This is a genomic window from Nakamurella lactea DSM 19367 (genome assembly GCF_000426645.1).
GTDB classification, from domain to species: domain Bacteria; phylum Actinomycetota; class Actinomycetes; order Mycobacteriales; family Nakamurellaceae; genus Nakamurella; species Nakamurella lactea.
The window spans coordinates 135461-149450 of record NZ_AUFT01000008.1; the positions used below are offsets into that span (position 1 = coordinate 135461).

The 13990-nt window shown below is 69.4% G+C and carries 12 protein-coding genes; 8 read left to right on the forward strand and 4 right to left on the reverse strand.

Translation table 11 applies throughout. From position 1 onward, the window contains the following. Positions 1-34: 34 nt before the first annotated feature. The 6 genes from K340_RS0110530 to K340_RS0110555 all read left to right on the forward strand — a co-directional run bounded on the left by K340_RS0110530 (position 35) and on the right by K340_RS0110555 (position 9736). Complete coding sequence (locus tag K340_RS0110530; RefSeq protein WP_029136675.1) at positions 35-1237, forward strand: PEP/pyruvate-binding domain-containing protein; 1203 nt, start codon at positions 35-37, stop codon at positions 1235-1237. Continuing rightward, positions 1231-1836 (forward strand): histidine phosphatase family protein, encoded by a 606-nt coding sequence (locus K340_RS0110535; protein WP_029136877.1) that lies wholly within the window; start codon positions 1231-1233, stop codon positions 1834-1836. The genes K340_RS0110530 and K340_RS0110535 overlap by 7 nt, the downstream gene beginning before the upstream one ends. 139 nt (positions 1837-1975) lie before the next feature. Beyond that, entirely contained in the window at positions 1976-3667 is a 1692-nt protein-coding gene (locus K340_RS0110540; protein WP_029136676.1) for a Re/Si-specific NAD(P)(+) transhydrogenase subunit alpha, read from the forward strand. A gap of 5 nt (positions 3668-3672) precedes the next feature. Continuing rightward, on the forward strand, positions 3673-5079 hold the full coding sequence (gene pntB / locus K340_RS0110545; RefSeq protein WP_029136677.1) for a Re/Si-specific NAD(P)(+) transhydrogenase subunit beta: 1407 nt from the start codon (positions 3673-3675) through the stop codon (positions 5077-5079). Positions 5080-5220: 141 nt separating this feature from the next. Beyond that, the gene (locus tag K340_RS0110550) at positions 5221-5832 is read left to right on the forward strand and encodes a YqgE/AlgH family protein (protein WP_051265787.1); all 612 of its coding nucleotides are present in this window, start codon (positions 5221-5223) and stop codon (positions 5830-5832) included. Between the two features lie 217 nt (positions 5833-6049). Beyond that, on the forward strand, positions 6050-9736 hold the full coding sequence (locus tag K340_RS0110555; protein WP_029136679.1) for an Ig-like domain repeat protein: 3687 nt from the start codon (positions 6050-6052) through the stop codon (positions 9734-9736). 85 nt (positions 9737-9821) lie between these two features. Here the strand turns inward: K340_RS0110555 and K340_RS29130 are convergent, their stop codons facing one another. Continuing rightward, positions 9822-10391 (reverse strand): hypothetical protein, encoded by a 570-nt coding sequence (locus K340_RS29130; protein ID WP_037363989.1) that lies wholly within the window; start codon positions 10389-10391, stop codon positions 9822-9824. 79 nt (positions 10392-10470) lie between these two features. Between K340_RS29130 and K340_RS34160 the strand changes: the two genes are divergently transcribed. Beyond that, a complete protein-coding gene (locus tag K340_RS34160) occupies positions 10471-11271 on the forward strand; it encodes a hypothetical protein (protein WP_051265792.1) in 801 nt (266 codons plus the stop codon). A 56-nt stretch (positions 11272-11327) separates the two neighbouring features. Here the strand turns inward: K340_RS34160 and K340_RS29140 are convergent, their stop codons facing one another. Then, on the reverse strand, positions 11328-12398 hold the full coding sequence (locus K340_RS29140) for a PQQ-dependent sugar dehydrogenase (protein ID WP_084614258.1): 1071 nt from the start codon (positions 12396-12398) through the stop codon (positions 11328-11330). 111 nt (positions 12399-12509) lie between these two features. On the opposite strand from K340_RS29140, the gene K340_RS35810 reads away from it, so the two are divergent. After that, positions 12510-12845 carry a hypothetical protein gene (locus K340_RS35810; RefSeq protein ID WP_154674182.1) on the forward strand — a complete coding sequence of 112 codons (336 nt, stop codon included), beginning with the start codon at positions 12510-12512 and terminating at the stop codon, positions 12843-12845. Between the two features lie 540 nt (positions 12846-13385). Here K340_RS35810 and K340_RS37495 read toward each other — a convergent pair. Next, positions 13386-13532 (reverse strand): sigma factor-like helix-turn-helix DNA-binding protein, encoded by a 147-nt coding sequence (locus tag K340_RS37495; protein ID WP_084614302.1) that lies wholly within the window; start codon positions 13530-13532, stop codon positions 13386-13388. A gap of 6 nt (positions 13533-13538) precedes the next feature. Then, positions 13539-13862: an RNA polymerase sigma factor gene (locus tag K340_RS0110580; RefSeq protein ID WP_029136682.1), complete on the reverse strand. Its 324-nt coding sequence runs from the start codon at positions 13860-13862 to the stop codon at positions 13539-13541. Positions 13863-13990: the final 128 nt, after the last annotated feature.

Consider the following 13990-nt stretch of genomic DNA (forward strand, 5'->3'; position numbering starts at 1 on the left):
CAGAATGTTGTCAACGTTTTGTTGAGAGGTCCGGATGATCGTCGCCCTCCGCGACGCCGCCGCCGGGACAAGCGGCGGTAAGGCGGCCGCGCTGGCTGCGTTGCTGGCCGCCGGGCTGCCGGTGCCCGACGGCTTCGTCATCCCGTTCGACAGCTTCCGGGCGGCCGCCGACGGTTTGCCTGACGGCCTCCGCCGTCCTCTCCCAGCCGGGCTGATCGGCGCTCTTGCCGACGGGTTGGAAGAGTTCGGTGACGTGCCGGTCGCGGTCCGTTCGTCAGCCGATTCCGAGGACACGAATGACGCGTCAGGCGCCGGTCAGCACGACAGCGTGCTCGGAGTGCGTGGTGTCCACGACGTCGCTGACGCAGTCCGAACATGTTGGGCCTCACTGCATTCGGCGCGCGCCGTCAGCTACCGACGTCGTGCAGATCCCAGTGGCACCGATCAGGACCGGCCGCCGGCACGTCCGGCGATGGCGGTGCTCGTTCAACGCCTCGTCGATGCCGAGGTCTCCGGCGTCATGTTCACCCCGGCGGGCGCGAACGATGGCACCGCGATCGAGGCATCGTGGGGTCTGGGTCCCAGCGTCGTCGGCGGAATCGTCACCCCCGATTCCTACCGGGTGGCCGCGGACGGGTCGATCGACAGCACCATCTCGGACAAGCGAACCCGCATTGATCGCGATGGCGGACGGTTGGTCACCCGGCCGGTGCCGGCCGACGCCAGCAACCGGCCGGCGCTCGACAGTGCGGAGCTCACCCGGCTCGCCGCAATGGGCCACAAGATCGCCGACCTGCTCGGCGGGCCGCAGGACGTCGAGTGGGCGATCACCGGCGGCCAACTCTGGATCCTGCAGTCCCGGCCGGTCACCGCCGCCGCACCGCAGACCGTCGGAATTCGGACCGCCCCGACTGCCACCCTGGCCGGAACACCGGGCAGTCACGGATCCGCGACCGGCGTGGCGCGAGTGGTCCGGGGCGCCGACGACTTCCACCGGGTACGTCGCGGCGACATCCTGATCTGCCCCTACACCGATCCGGGCTGGACGCCGCTGCTGCGGATCGCCGCCGGAGTCGTCACCGAGACCGGCGGCGTGCTCTGCCATGCCGCGATCGTCGCCCGCGAGTTGCGTATCCCCGCAGTCCTCGGCTGCCGGAACGCCACCACCGAGATCCGCGACGGGACCACCATCACCATCGACGGCACCACCGGGACCATCGTCAGCGTGCCATCGTGACCCGCCACCTTTACGTCGCCCGTCACGGAGAGGCGGACGCGTTCGGTGAAATCACCGACATCGGCCGGCGACAGGCCGCTCTGCTCGGCCGGCGTCTGGCCGACATCGAGTTCGACGCGGTCTGGCACTCCCCGTTGCCACGGGCCGTCGAAAGTACTCGCGAACTGGCACCGCTCCTGCGCCCTGGCACTCCCGCCGCCGAGGCCGCCGAACTGATCGACCACGTTCCGTACGTTCCCACTCCCGCGGAGACACCCGCCGGCTGGATCCCGTTCTTCGACGGCTATGACGCCACCGACGCCGCAGCCGGGAACCGGATCGCGGAGCGCCTGGTCGTCCGTTTCGGCACCGCCCCCGAGGCCGATGCCCCTGACACCCACGAGCTGCTGATCACCCACGCGTACCCGATCGCCTGGCTGGTCCGCCACGCCTTGGACGCTCCACCAGCCCGTTGGCTCGGGCTGGACAGCGCCAACACCGCACTCACCGTCATCGAATACCGGCCCCAGCTGCCGCCCGGACTCGTCATGTTCAACGACCAGAGCCACCTGCCCGCAGAACTGCGCTGGACCGGGTTCGGTACCAGGGCACGAACCTGACTGGAACCCCCGTTATCGGGGAAATTTGGCCGCGTAGTCTCGGCCGAATTGCACCCAATCCAGGGTCCGGGACGGCGGGCAGTACGGTCACAGCAGGGTCGGCCCCGAACGTCAACGGTGTCGACGGCGAGGAGGCGGCGTGCTGATCGGAGTTCCGCGGGAGTCGACCCCCGGCCGGCAGATGGTGGCTGCAACGCCCAAGTCGGTCGGTGTGCTGATCGGACTGGGGCACCGGGTCCGGGTGCAGCGCCAGGCCGGCACCGTCGCCGGATTCCCCGATGCGGATTACGCCGCTGCCGGCGCCGAACTGTCCGAACGAGAGCAGGTGTTCGCCTGCGAGCTGGTCACCATGATCGGCCCGCCGACCGCCGACGAGATCGGCCTGCTGCGGCCCGGTGCCCTGCTCGCCGCCCAGCTGGCGCCGGCCCGATCCCCCGAACTGCTCGCCGCGCTGGCCCGGGCGAACGTCACCGCGCTGGCAGTGGATGCCGTCCCGCGGATCTCTCGGGCGCAGTCGCTGGACGTGCTCAGCTCGATGGCGAACCTGGCCGGGTATCGGGCGGTGATCGAGGCGGCGCATGCCTACGGCGGGCTGTTCTCCGGGCAGGTCACAGCGGCCGGGAAGTCCCAGCCCGCCAGGGTTTTCGTCGTCGGGGCCGGCGTCGCCGGGCTGGCCGCGGTCGGCGCGGCCAACAGCCTCGGCGCCCGGGTGCTCGCCTTCGACGTGCGACCCGAGGTGGCCGAACAGGTCGAGTCGATGGGCGCCGAGTTCGTCCGGCTGGATCTGGGCGACGCGCAGCAGACCAGGGCCGACGGCTATGCCTCCGAACTCAGCGGGGGCGCGGAGGCGTTGGCCGCCAAGATGTATGACGAACAGGCACGGGCCGCCGACGTAGTGATCACCACCGCGCTGATCCCCGGCCGGCCCGCGCCCCGGCTGATCACCGACGCCACCGTGGCCGTGATGCGGCCCGGCAGCGTGCTGGTCGACCTGGCCGCGGCAAACGGTGGCAACGTCGCCGGCACGGTGCCCGGCGAGCGCGTGGTCACCGACAACGGGGTGACGATTCTCGGCTATACCGACCTGGCCGACCGGCTACCCACCCAGGCGTCCCAGCTGTTCGGCACCAACATGGTGAATCTGGTGAAGCTGCTCGACCGGGACAACCCCGCTACGCCTCAGCGGGACAACCCCGCTACGCCCCCGCGGGACAACCCCGCTACGCCTCAGCGGGACAACCCCGCTACGCCCGAGCGGGACAACCCCGCTACGCCCGGGACCGCGACAGTTGAGGCCGGAGCCAGAACCGCGGCGCCGGCCGTCGACCTGGACGACGAGGTGCTCCGCGGGATGACGGTGGCCCACCAGGGCCGGGTGCTGTGGCCGCCACCGCCGATCGCGGTGAGCGCGGCCGTTCCGGCCGCCGCGGCTGTCCCGGATCCCGCTGCGCTGGCGGAGAAGCCGGACGCTGCAACGCTTCCCGGCGGCCTGCGCCGCCGGACCGTCATCCTCGGGCTGTTGGCGGTGCTGTTCGCGCTGGGCGCGACCTTCTCGCCACCGGCCTTCCTCGGGCACCTGACGGTGTTCGCGCTGGCGGTGGTGGTCGGCTTCTATGTCATCACCAACGTCACCCACGCGCTGCACACCCCGCTGATGTCGGTGACCAACGCGATCTCCGGGATCATCGCGGTCGGCGCGCTGTTGCAGGTGGGCAGCAGCAACACCGCGATCATGCTGATCTCACTGGCCGGCCTGGTGGTCGCCTCGATCAACATCTTCGGTGGCTTCGCGGTGACCGACCGCATGCTCGGCATGTTCCGGCGGGACTGACCGCGATGACGCTGAATGCGACCGTCCAGGTCGCCTACATCCTCGCGGCGCTGTTGTTCATCGCCGCGCTGGCCGGCCTGTCCCGGCACGAAACCGCCAAGCGCGGCAATCGATTCGGCATCGCCGGAATGACGATCGCGGTCGTTGCCACCGCCGTGGTGGCGGTGCGGGACTCCAGCCGCGGGGCACTGCTCACCCTGCTGTTGATCGCGGTCGCGATGGCGATCGGCGCCAGCATCGGCATCTGGCGTGCGCGCAAGGTGCAGATGACCGGCATGCCGGAATTGATCGCCATGTTGCACAGTTTCGTCGGGCTGGCCGCGGTGCTGGTCGGCTTCAACACCTACCTCGAGCACGAGCCGCTGTCCGGCGGCGAGCTGCGGATCCACCTGGTGGAGATCGTGCTCGGGGTGTTCGTCGGCGCGGTGACGCTGACCGGCTCGATCATCGCCTGGGGCAAGCTGTCTGCTCGTATTTCGTCAGCCCCGTTGATGTTGCCGCACCGGCATCTGCTCAATCTGTTGGTGCTGATCGTCACCCTGGCCCTGACCATTTGGTTCGCTGTTTCCCCCAGCCTGGTGCTGCTGCTGATCGTCGCGGTGATCGCGCTGGCCTTCGGGCTGCACCTGGTCGCCTCGATCGGCGGCGGCGACATGCCGGTGGTGATCTCGATGCTCAACTCCTACAGCGGGTGGGCCGCGGCGTTCGCCGGCTTCATGCTGGGCAACGACCTGCTGATCGTCACCGGCGCGCTGGTCGGCAGTTCGGGCGCGTTCCTGAGCTACCTGATGTGCAAGGGGATGAACCGCTCGTTCTTCTCGGTGATCGCCGGCGGTTTCGGCGCCGGCAGCACGACCGGCGCGGGTAGCGGGAACAGCACCGAGTACGGCGAGCATCGGGAGATCACCGCCGATCAGACCGCGGAGCTGCTGCGGCAGGCCACGTCCGTGGTGATCACCCCCGGCTACGGGATGGCGGTGGCGCAGGCCCAGCACCCGGTGGCCGACCTGGCCGCGCGGCTGCGGGCGAACGGGACCCAGGTGCGGTTCGGCATCCATCCGGTCGCCGGCCGGCTGCCAGGACACATGAACGTGCTGCTGGCCGAGGCGAGGGTGCCCTACGACATCGTGCTGGAGATGGACGAGATCAACGGCGATCTGGCCGGTACCGACGTGGTGCTGGTGATCGGCGCCAACGACACGGTGAACCCGGCGGCGCTTGACGAGCCGGGCAGCCCGATCGCCGGCATGCCGGTGCTGCACGTCTGGGACGCCCGCGACGTGGTGGTGTTCAAGCGGTCGATGGCCACCGGCTATGCCGGCGTGCAGAACCCACTGTTCTTCAAGGACAACAGCCAGATGCTCTTCGGCGACGCCAAAGACCGGGTCGAGGACATCCTGCGCGCGCTCTGACCCCATCAGGCGTAGCGGGGTTGTCCCGGCCTCCGGCGGGACAACCCCGCTACGCCGTCGGGCGGGGGCGCCCCGGGTGGCGCCGACTCCGGGACAACCCCGCTACGCCCGTCGGGGGTGCGGGCGGGGCAGAATCGACGGATGGATCGTCCGTCGTTCGGCCCTGGTTCGTTGCTGGTGGCCACCCCGAGCCTGATCGATCCGTCGTTCCAGCGGACCGTCATCCTGCTACTGGCGCACGGTGACGACGGCACCCTCGGCGTGGTGCTGAACCGGCCGTCGGAGACCTCGGTGCAGACGGTGCTGCCGGGCTGGGAGCGCTGGGTGTCCAAGCCGCGGGCGATGTTCTACGGCGGCCCGGTCGGATCCTCGTCCGCGCTGTGTGTCGGCGTGCGCCGGGCCGGTACCTCCGCACCGGCCGGCTCGCTGGAGCAGGAGATCGATTCCCTGCTCGACCCGGTGGCCAGGCCATTGGCCAGGGTCTCCGGCGAACTCGTGCTGGTCGACCTGGACTCCGATCCGCTGGAGATCTTCACCCAGCTGCGCGGCGCTCGCGTCTATGCCGGACATTCCGGTTGGGGCGCAGGTCAATTGGCTGACGAGATCGACCAGGGGTCGTGGTACGTGCTGGATTCGGAAGCCGATGACGTGCTCGCCGGCCCGAGCGTCGATCTGTGGTTCAGGGTGCTGCGACGGCAGGGCCTGCCGCTGGCGCTGGCGGCCTATCAGCCGCTCGAACCGTCACTCAACTGAGCGAAGTTCGGCGGTCGCCAAGACCCATGCGGCCGCTCGAATCGATGAGACGATCTCCGCACGGTCGCCGTTCGAGAGCACGGGAACGGGGGGATTCACCCGAATGGGTGCTGATGGTGCCATTGCGACAACAGGCGTCGCCCCATAGATTTGATTTGTTCTGACCGAATTCTGGGGAATCTCCGTCTTGCCTCCCGTCGTCCTGAAAGGCACACCTGTGCGCTTCGTTGACCGCCATCGATCCGGCCGACACCGGCAGACCCGGCTGACTGCGGCGCTGCGTCGCACTGCACGCCGCAGCGGCATCGCGGTGGCGATCACGGCCCTGATCGGCTGCGGCCTGCTGGCGACCAGTGTTCCGGCAGCGCGGGCCGCCGCAGATCCGGTGGCAACCAACGACTTCTACCCCGGCGACGCCGGCGAGCACCTGGTCGTCGACGCTCCAGGGGTGCTGGCCAACGACTCCGACACCGACGGGTATCAGCCGCTGGTGATGTCCCCGCCGGATGCCGGCACCGTGTCCCTGCACGCCGACGGATCCTTCGACTACGACCCGCAGGGAGCCACCGGCGAGCACACCTTCAGCTACTGCCTGGTCGCGGCGCCCGGTGGTGGCTCCTGCGTATCGGACCCCGCCATCGTGTCGTTGTTCATCGACGAACCGTTCGTTGCCCTGCACTTCTACACGACCGTCCAGGACGAAGCACTCACCGTCAATGCACCGGGGCTGCTGGAGGGCTCGCGGAACCCGGGACCGCAGGACACGCTGTATCTGAAGAGCTCGCCACCGAACGGCGTTGTCAGCGACTTCAACACCGATGGCTCCTTCACCTACACCCCGAACGCCGGGTTCGTCGGCAATGACGCCTTCGCCTACTGCTTCTCCAACGAACAGGTGTGGCCGCAATGCTCGGGAAACGCGGGCTCGGTGACCATCACCGTGGACCCGCCGGTACTCGTTGAGACCACCACCACGCAGACAGCGCCGGCCAGCATCTTCTACGGGCAGACCGCGACCCTCACCGCGACGGTCTCGCCCGTCGTCGCGGGCGGCACCATCACCTTCAGCGGCGGCGGCGCCACCGTCTGCCAGGACGTCCCGGTGACGAGTTCGACCGCCACCTGCACCGTTCCAGCCGCCTCGCTGGACGTCGGCGCCCACAGCTACGTCGCGTCTTTCTCGGGATTCGGCAAGTTCTTCCCTTCCACCAGCCCAGTGGCAACGGTGACGGTAAACCCCGCGCCGACGGCGCTCGCCTACACCGGTGCCTCCACGGGCACGATCGGGTCCCCTGTTCAGGTCTCGGCGGAGCTGACGAATGCCGCCGACGGTGCCACCGGTCCGGTCCCTGGCCAGACGCTGAGGTTCGGGATGGCTAATGGCCTCTCCTGTACGGCGGACACCAATGCGGCCGGCATCGCGAGTTGCAGCATGACGGCCAATCGGGTCGGCAATCTGGCGGTGACGGTGGCTTACAACGGAGACGTCCACTACCAGGGTGAGCAGATCGACGGCGTGGTCCTGGTCGCCAAGAAGGCCAGTGCCACCTCCGTGCACGCAGCCCCGAACCCCGTTCCGTGGAGCGATGACGTCACCCTGACCGCAGCGGTGACGGCCGGCGCGACCGGAACGGTCGCCTTCGAGGTTGCCGGCGTCGCGATCACCGGATGCGTTGCGGTGCCGGTGACGGACGGGACGGCCACGTGCGTCACCGACGGCCTCGAGGCCGGTTCGCAGCAGGTCACCGCCCACTATTCCGGGGACGACACCTATGCCGACTCCCTCGGCAACGCAACGGTGCAGGTGCAGAAGCGAGCCGTCGACATCAGCTACGTCGGACCGGCCACCGGGACGGTCGGCAGCGCGTTGGCGCTGTCCGGCAAGGCGATCGACCACCTCTCCGGTGAACCGGTCGCCGGCCTCCGGCTCGACCTTTCGTTCCAGGGCCTCGGCTGCGGCGGCAACACCGACGCCAGCGGAATCGCCAGCTGCAACGTGTTCGTCCGTCAGGCCGGTACCTCGGACGCGACAGTGACTTTCGCCGGCGACCCGCACTACCTGACGTCGGACGGATCGGGCGCGGTGACGATCGCCAAGGCAGCGGCCGCCATCACGGTGACCATCGACCCGACACCGACGGACTTCACCCTCCCGGTCACCGTGACCGCGACGGTGACGCCGACCGACGGCGGCACCGTCGCCTTCACCACCGGCGGCACTGCGCTGGCCGGGTGTGACGCGGTCGCGCTGGTCCAGGACAGCGTGCAGCCCGCGAGGTGGACGGCGTCCTGTACCACCGCCATCCTGCCGGTCGGCGACGACGAGATCACCGCCACCTTCAGCGGCACCGACAACTACCTCGGCTCCGCCGACTCGGCGACGGCTACCGTGCGGCCGGCCCCGACGGCACTGAGCTACACCGGCGCGACGGCCGGCACCGTCGCTGCGCCGCTGGCGGTCTCGGCGGTGCTGACCAACATTGCCGGCGCCGACCCGGTGCCGCTTTCCGGCCGGACCGTGGTCTTCACCCTGGCCGACGGGATCACCTGCACCGCCGTCACGGACGACAGCGCGACGGCCACCTGCACCCTCACCCCGACCGCGATCGCCCAGGCCGGCCCGCTCTCGGTGACCTTCGGTGGGACGACCGACTACCTGAAATCGACGACCACGGCGGACATCTCGGTGGCGCCGGCGGCAACGACGACGGCCGTCACCGCGCCGGAGACGGCAGCGTTCGGCACCGCCGTCACCATCGAGGCGGCCGTCAGCCCGAACGACGGGGTCGGCGCCGTCGCCTTCACCCTGGCCGGCACCGCCATCGAGGGTTGTGAGGCAGTGACGCCCACCGATCGGGCCGGCCACTGGGTGGCCGGCTGCGTCACCACCGCGCTGCCGGTCGGCGACGACGAGATCACCGCCACCTACTCCGGCACCGCGGACTATCTCGGCTCTGCCGGGACGGCCACCGTGGTGGAGACGCCGGCACCGACCGCACTGGCCTACACCGGCGGGACCGAAGGCATTGTCGGTGCCCCGCTGACGGTCTCGGCCGTGCTGACGAATACCGCGGCCGACGCCACCATCGCCGGACAGCTCGTCGACTTCACCCGGGGCGGGCTGGCCTGCACGGCAACGACCGGGGATGACGGCACCGCAGCGTGTGAGCTGACGCCGACCGCGGTGGCCCAGGCCGGGCCGATCTCCGTCACCTTCGCCGGCACCACCGACTACCTGGAATCCGCTGTCGCATCGGACATCTCGGTCGCGCCGGCGGCTACCACCCTGGACTATCTCGGCCCGGACGCCGGTACCGCCGGCAGCCCGCTCGCGGTCAGTGCCGAACTGCGCATCGTTTCATCAGCTCCGGCCCCGACGGTCGCCGCCGCGGTGGATGGGCATCCGTTGCGGGGCATCTCCGCGGTTCGGGTCGCGGCCGCGCCGGCACCGGCCACCGCGGTGAGCGTCGCCGGTCTGAGAGTCACCTTCACCCTGGGCTCGGTGAGTTGTACCGCCGTGACCGATGCGGCCGGAAACGCCGATTGCTCGCTGACCCCGACCGCCGCGGATCCCACCGCGCAACTGGTGGTCGCCTTCGCCGGCACCGCCGACCTGGCCGCCGCCGAAGCGACGACGAGCATCGTGGTCGCCCTCGCACCGCAAGCGCCGCCAACGACTTCCGGCCCGCCGGCCACCAGCACCGGCCCGACCTCGACGGCCGGCGTGCCGCCGACATCGAGCCCCGGGGCGTTCCCGCCGGCGGCCGACGACGGGCTGGCGTCGACCGGGTTCGACCCGACCGGATGGCTGACCATCGGAGTCCTGTTGTTGGCGGCCGGTGCACTGCTGTTCGTCGTCGGCCGGCTGCGCCGGACCTCGACGCATCGCCACCGGATCGGCTGACGGCGACGCCCACCATCGCCGCGACATCCAAGGCTGACTGCTCTGCCGCCGATCGGGTGAGGATTGCCATCCGGCTGCCGACAGATCACACTTGTCGCTGACTGACAGTTGTGGTCGGGCTGATCCGGATCGGCACGGTGGTCATGATGGACGGACTCACGCGGCGTCTCGCGGTGATGGTGTCGCTGCTGGCGGTGGCCGCGGCGGGTTGTTCGACGGTCACCGGGACGGCGGCCGTTGCGACCTCGACCGGGCCGGCGTCGGTCTCCGTGAGTCCATCGACCGTCGGCGCCGGAACGACCGGCCTGCTGCCGATCGCCACCCCGCCGGCGTCACCGTCGCTATCCCGGTCCGCGTCCGACAGGTCGACGACTCCGTCGATGACGAACACAACGATGACGAACACCACGACGACGGCTGCCTCACCGATCCCCACCACCCCACCGGCATCGACGACACCGACCCGGTCGAAGCCCGACCCGTCGACGACCTTTCGCAGCAGTACGGCGCGAAGCACCGGCACCGCAACCGGTTCGGCGACGAGGGTGATCGAGTTCAGCCCGCTGGCTGCGGTCGGAAAGCTGAAGTCCGGCTTCGCCGCTGAGTCGCAGGACGGATCGATTTCCGGGTGCGGACAGTCACCGGTCAGCCGCACCGCGCAGGTGTACCAGTGCGGACCGTCGGCGCTATATGCACCGGCCTGCTGGCCGCAGGATGCTCGGCATGTCTACTGCATGTCGACCCCGGACGATCCGACGATCCGGGTCTTCGCCGCCGACGAGCCGCTGCCCGACGGTGCCGCGAGCAGTGAGCCGTTGCCCTGGGCGCTGAAACTGACCAACGGAGCGTTCTGCAGCATCCGGATCGGCGGCGCCTGGGGCGGCCGGGCCGATGGCTACGTCGGCGCCTACTCCTGCACAGGTGGCCACAGCGGCGACGTGGTGCTGGTGGCGTCCACCGAGCACACCCCGATCGACGCCGGCGCTCCCCTGTGGACGGTTCCGTACGGCCCGCTGGGACCGAACGGCACCGAGACATTCCCTGCACCGCAACACATCGGCGTCAGCACCGCCTGGTTCGCGGTGAACCGCACTCCCGGCATCGCCGCGCAGGCCGGTCCGGGCAGTAACGGAACCAGCTCCGCCGGTAGTGCCGTCAACCCGGACGACTTCGCCGACCACGCGATCCACAACTTCAAGAGTCCGAGTGGCAACCTGTACTGCGAGATGACCGACACGGTGCGGTGCGTCATCTTCAGCTACGACTTCACTGTGCCGACCCCGACGGATGCACCGTCGCTGTGCCCCGCCGCAAGCGCCAGGGCCGTGAACCAGCTGATGATCGACGCGGCAGGCCGGGCAGGAACGGCCTGCAACGGTGATCCGGGTGAGGTACATCCGAAGATCCTGCCGTACGGCAGATCCCTGACCATCGGCCAGTTCCGGTGCAGCAGCGCCACCACTGGCGTGGACTGCCGCAGCACCCGGACCGGACACGGGTTCACCCTGGCGAAGGCCGCGGTGGACGTCTACTGACGTATCACGCCTGTCGGTCGAGCGGACCGCGCCGCAGCTCGGCCGCCGCGGCCGGATCAGGGTGCCGGGCGCAGCCGGATCACCCGGTCGGTGCCGCCACCGTTGCTGGTCATGATCCACAGCGATCCGTCGCCGCGACCCTGCACGCCGCGGATCCTGCCGTAGGTGCCGATCAGTTTGGGGGTCGCGCTGGGCGCGGTGGCTCCCGAGACGGCGATCTTCCAGACCCGTTGCCCGCGAAGGGCGCCGACGTAGAACCGGGTGACGGAGCCCGTGGTCACCGTGGTGATTCCGGACGGTGAGGCCTGCGCGGGGCTCCAGGTGCGGGCCGGGTCGCGGAATCCGGCGCGGTGACAGACGCCCTCGCAGATCGGCCAGCCGTAGTTGCCGCCGACCACCAGGTAGTTCAGTTCGTCGTGCGTGTCTTGGCCGAGTTCGGTGGCCCACAGCCGCTTCTCGCCCGGCGAGAACACCAGGTCCTGCACGTTCCGGTGGCCGATCGACGACACGCGGCCCCACCGGTTGCCCGATGCTGCCGCTCCGTTGAGGTTGACCTTGAGCACCTTGCCGCCCAGGCTCTTGGTGTTCTGCGCGAGGGCCCGGTTGCCGGTGTCGCCGGTTCCGATGTACAGGTAGCCGGTCGACCTGGCGACCAGTCCCCCGCCGTTGTGGATGGTGCCCTTCGGGATCCCGGTGACGATCGGCTTGGGTCGCGCCGTCGAGCCGAGAACCACTCTGGCCACCCGGTTGTCGGTCGCCGTCGTGTAGTAGATGAAGTACGCCTTGGTCCGGGCGAAGTCGGGTGACAGGGCGATGCCGAGCAGGCCACCCTCGCCCGCCGGCCGGGTCTCGGTGACGGTGTAGACGACGCTCGCCCTGGTGCCCGGCTTGACCCGCCAGATCCGCCCGGAGTCGCGTTCGGTGACCAGCGCACCCCCGTCCGGCAGGGCGGCGATGCCCCACGGGATGCTCAGCCCCGATGCCAGCACGTCGGTCGCGGCGGCGGCGCGGGTGGCGGCGGCTCGGTGCCCGGTCGCCGTCCGGTCGGCGCCCGCTGCCGCGGGCGTGAGCGGTACCGCCAGGATGACGGCCATCAGTGCGACACCCAGTGTCCTCAAACCAATCATGTCGGCCTCCTCGGGTCGCCGACCATTGTCGGCCGATCCGCACGGACCCGCTCGGTCGGTCCTCGGGCGCGACACCGACCCGTCGCCCGATCCGTCGGCGGTCCGGCGCGCGTGGACGTCAAGGGCGACCTGCTACCCCTGGATCTTCTTGATGAATTCGGCAACGGTGAGGCCGGTGACCTCACGAACCAGGGGATCGTCACTGCCTGGCGCTCCGGCGATACGGCCGCTGGCATCCACCGGCAAAGCGCCCGAGCAGGTGAAGTGGTAGGACCCGTCTGGGTCCTTCTGGAGCGCGAAGACTGCCGTCGATCCGTCCTCGAGGCGCGCCGTCCCGGCATGGTCAGCGGATACCAATTCGGATCGTCGATCTGGCCGCGCGTCCACCCGACGTCGGTCATGTCAAAGGCCGAATCTGCGCGAACATCTCCGGAGATCGTCTGCTGAACGCTGACCGTGAGGATTCTCGGCAGGAGTGTGACTTCCGGCGTATAGCTGCCCAGATCGTTGCTCGTCGGTGCCGAAGTTGTCGCAAGGACGCTGAGATCCTTGCGCACGGCGGTCACCTTGCCGAGCACGATGATGGCTGTTTTCGATTTCAGTTGGCCGGCATTCTCGACATAGCCGTCTTTACTGCAGGCGCCGCTCGCCGTTTGTGGTTCGTCGTTGTGGAAGGTCATGCCGCGCTCGACTTCGACCCGAGCCTGCGTCTCAGTGACGCGAGTCGAAGCCTGCGTCCCAGTGACCCGGGGCGACACCTGCTGGTCCGGTGTCGGCTGGGGTTGCGCCTGTAGGGGCCCGGAGTCGGGTCGCATGAGCAGTATCGATGTGGTCACTACTGCGATCGCCACCAGGCCGGCAGCAATGGCGAGGAGGCTATTCCGATGACGCCGGCGGTGGTTGCTGGGGCGTGCCCGCACCTCGCCCGGGCCTCGCAGCTGGTCCTCGGTCACGCTCGCTGCCTGTCGCCGGAGCGCACGCGCGATGTCATCTGTGTTCATCGGTGTCCCTCGCCATCCACAATTTCAACGACTGAATGGCGCGGTGCGTGGAGGAACGCACCGCGCCGACGGATATGCCCAGCTCATGGGCCGTTCGTTCGGTCGACCAATCCAGATAGAAGCGGAGGATCAGGACGTCCTACTGTCGGTTGGGGAGCCGCCGTATCGACAGCATCAGCGCCCGATCGAAGGCCGCCAGCGGATCCTCGGACACGTCTGCTCCTGCCAGTGGCGCAGCCGCAAGTCTGTCGATCGCGCGGCGCTCGCTGTTCTTGCGGCGTACCGCCGACCGCGCGCGGTTGGCCACAACAGTCCGAAGGAACGGCAATGGCGACGAGATCTCGGAGAGCTGCAGGTTTGCAAAGGCGTCTTGGACGACGTCCTCGGCCTCCGCGGTGTTGACGGTCCACAGGCTCGCGAGGCGCACCAGATCCAAGTAGTGCTTGCGGAACAGTTGCTCCACCCCCGCGTCGTCAGATCTGTCGGGACGCGGCACTGTCTCCCCCTCACTCGCAGGCACCGCGGAACGGCTCATACGTGTATGACGCCTGAGGACCCGCTCGACGTTCACACGATCTTGTTCGCCCACGG